This is a genomic window from Marinobacter sp. UBA3604, from assembly GCF_002375325.1.
GTDB lineage: Bacteria > Pseudomonadota > Gammaproteobacteria > Pseudomonadales > Oleiphilaceae > Marinobacter > Marinobacter salarius.
On sequence record NZ_DFMB01000007.1, the window covers coordinates 1 to 3,113 of the forward strand.

Consider the following 3,113-nt stretch of genomic DNA (forward strand, 5'->3'; position numbering starts at 1 on the left):
CGGTTGATTTTTCGGAGCCCGGTGAAGCCGGAGCGCTGGGCAACTTCCTGGGCGCAACCGCACTGGGGATTCTGGCGTTCAAAGGCTTTACGACCATCACCAACAGTGGTTCGGAAGTAATAGACCCAAAGCGAAACGTCGGGCGCGCCATCGTGATTTCCATTGCCGCCTGCGTGGTGATCTACACGCTGGTGGGCTTCGCGGTCGCCAGCAACCTGTCACTGGCTGAAATTATCGAAACGCAGGATTACTCCCTCGCTGCTGCTGCGCGTCCCGCTCTCGGCGATTACGGTGTCTGGTTTACTGTCGCTATTGCCATGATGGCCACGGCGGGCGGTATTCTCGCCAGCGTCTTCGCGGTATCCCGCATGCTGGCGATGCTGACGGAGATGAAGCTCGTACCACATCGGCATTTTGGCATGCCCGGCAGCATCCAGAAACACACACTGGTGTATACCGTTGTCCTGGGGCTGATCCTCACCGCCTTCTTTGATCTGTCACGAATTGCCGCGCTGGGTATCGTGTTTTACCTGATTATGGACATTGCCATTCACTGGGGTGTACTGCGCTATCTTCGCAAAGACATCAAGGCCAACACCTGGGTGCCAACTACAGCCATCTTGTTGGATCTTTTGGCTCTGGGCGGCTTTGTCTGGGTAAAACTGAATACGGACCCGTTCGTCATCGGCGTGGCAGTGGTCACCATGATTGTGCTTGCAGTCTCCGAGCAGATTTTCCTGAAAAGATCGCCGGAATCCGCGCAAGCGAAACAGGAAGAGAGTCACGCGCATCGTCACCATTAACCAGAATCAGGAAGAGAGGCTATTGCCATGATGGGAGATAACATGTTCGGGAACACCATGTGGGCAGGCCACTGGCTGTGGATGCTGGTGATTGCCATTGTGGTCGTCATTCCGGCCTGGCGTATTTGCCAGCGCACGGGGTATCCGGGGTGGATGGGTGTACTGATACTGATCCCTATCGTCAATCTGGTTCTGCTGTATTTCATTGCATTTGCAGACTGGCCCGCCGATAAAACAGGAGAACAGAATGGCTGAGCACCATCACGCCCATGACCACGATCACCACGCCGATAAAGAACCTGGCGGGCACACCGCCAAGGATCCGGTTTGCGGCATGGCAGTGGATCCGCATACCGCGGAACACCGCAGCCAGCATGGCGGTAAAACCTGGTACTTCTGCTCGTCGCGTTGCCAGTCCAAATTCGACGAGGACCCTGAGCAGTACCTCGATTGGGAAAAGAAACAGCAAGAGCCGGTAGCGCCGGGCACTATGTATACCTGTCCCATGCACCCCGAGATTCGGCAGCAAGGGCCAGGGGACTGCCCAATCTGCGGCATGGCCCTGGAGCCCGAGCAGGTAAGCCTGGACGACGGGCCTTCGGAAGAACTCAAAGACATGACCCGCCGATTCTGGATCGGCCTGGTGCTGGCCCTGCCTGTACTGGTACTGGAGATGGGTGGGCACCTCACCGGACTCGATCACATTATAGCCCCGCAGATGTCCAACTGGATTCAACTGGTGCTGGCAACGCCTGTGGTGCTCTGGTGCGGTTGGCCCTTCTTCGTCCGGGGTTGGAAATCCGTGGTTAGCCGTAACTTGAACATGTTTACGCTCATTGCCATTGGTACCGGCGTCGCGCTGATCTACAGCCTGGTGGCGACCCTGGCGCCGCAGATCTTCCCAGGCGCCTTCCGGCAGGAAGACGGCTCGGTCGCCGTCTACTTCGAGGCGGCTGCTGTCATCGTGGTGCTGGTGCTGCTGGGGCAGGTGCTGGAATTGCGCGCCAGAGAGAAAACCTCTGGTGCCATCAAGGCCCTGCTGGATCTGGCACCGGCGACGGCCAGAAAACTGGACGACGATGGCAGCGAATCCGATGTGTCGCTTGATCAGGTCAAGGTCGGTGACCGCTTGCGGGTGCGTCCGGGAGACAAGGTGCCGTTGGACGGCGAGGTGCTTGAAGGCAGCTCCAACGTGGATGAATCCATGGTGACCGGTGAGCCTTTGGCAGTCAGCAAAAAATCCGGCGACCAGGTGATCGGCGGCAGTATCAACCAGCAGGGCAGCTTTATCATGCGGGCCGACAAGGTTGGCCGTGACACCATGCTGTCCCAGATTGTGCAGATGGTGGCGAGCGCCCAGCGCAGCCGCGCGCCCATTCAGGGCCTGGCCGACAAGGTGGCGGGTTATTTTGTGCCTGCGGTGATCGTGATCGCCATTATCGCCTTTATAGCCTGGTCATTCTTCGGGCCCACGCCGCCTATGGCGTTCGGGCTGATTGCAGCGGTCAGTGTTCTGATCATTGCCTGCCCTTGCGCACTTGGCTTGGCGACGCCCATGTCCATCATGGTGGGTGTCGGACGCGGTGCTCAAAGTGGCGTTCTGATTCGCGATGCGGAAGCCTTGGAGCGTATGGAGAAGGTGGACACCGTGGTGGTGGATAAAACCGGCACGCTGACAGAGGGCAAGCCGCAAGTCACCCGGCTTGTCGCGGCCAACGGGTTCGATGACAGTAGTCTCATGCGTTATGCAGGCGGCCTGGAGAAAGGCAGTGAGCACCCACTGGCTCACGCCATACTCGATAAAGCCAAGGGCATGGACCTGAAGCTTCCGGATGCGGAAGACTTTGACTCTCCGAATGGTAAAGGGGTTACCGGTCGAATAGACGGCAAGCGGGTGCTACTTGGTAACCGCCTTCTCATGGAGTCGGAAAATGTCGACACCACGCGATTTGACGGCGACGCCGACCAGCTCCGAAAAGATGGTGCTACCGTGATTTTTGCTGCTGTCGACGGAAACGTCGCAGGGTTGCTGGCGATTGCCGATCCGGTCAAGGAAACCACCGAAGCCGCTATTTCCGCGCTGCAAAAAGACGGCATCCGGGTGGTCATGCTGACCGGCGATAACCGCACTTCAGCTGAAGCAGTTGCTCGAAAACTGCATATCGACGAAGTGGAAGCGGAAGTCCTGCCGGAAGATAAGGGCAAGATCGTCCAGCGCCTGAAAGACGAAGGCCGTGTTGTCGTGATGGCGGGTGACGGCGTAAACGATGCGCCTGCACTGGCAACGGCGGATGTCGGTGTGGCCATGGG

Annotated in this window: 3 protein-coding genes; all 3 read left to right on the top strand. The window is 58.3% G+C overall.

Annotation, left to right across the window (positions count from 1 at the left end; genetic code table 11):
• Positions 1–803, top strand: an 803-nt coding sequence (locus B2590_RS01370; protein ID WP_286847789.1) for an APC family permease, incomplete at its 5' end; no start/stop codon positions are given.
• A 27-nt stretch (positions 804–830) separates the two neighbouring features.
• Positions 831–1,058, top strand: coding sequence for a hypothetical protein (locus tag B2590_RS01375; RefSeq protein ID WP_096006448.1), 228 nt, complete (start codon positions 831–833; stop codon positions 1,056–1,058).
• Positions 1,051–3,113, top strand: a 2,063-nt coding sequence (locus B2590_RS01380) for a heavy metal translocating P-type ATPase (protein ID WP_286847792.1), incomplete at its 3' end; no start/stop codon positions are given. The genes B2590_RS01375 and B2590_RS01380, both read left to right, overlap by 8 nt.

Excerpts from the sequence above, each read along its gene's own strand:
- B2590_RS01375 (WP_096006448.1), top strand. The coding sequence starts at position 831 with ATGATGGGAGATAACATGTTCGGGAACACCATGTGGGCAGGCCACTGG.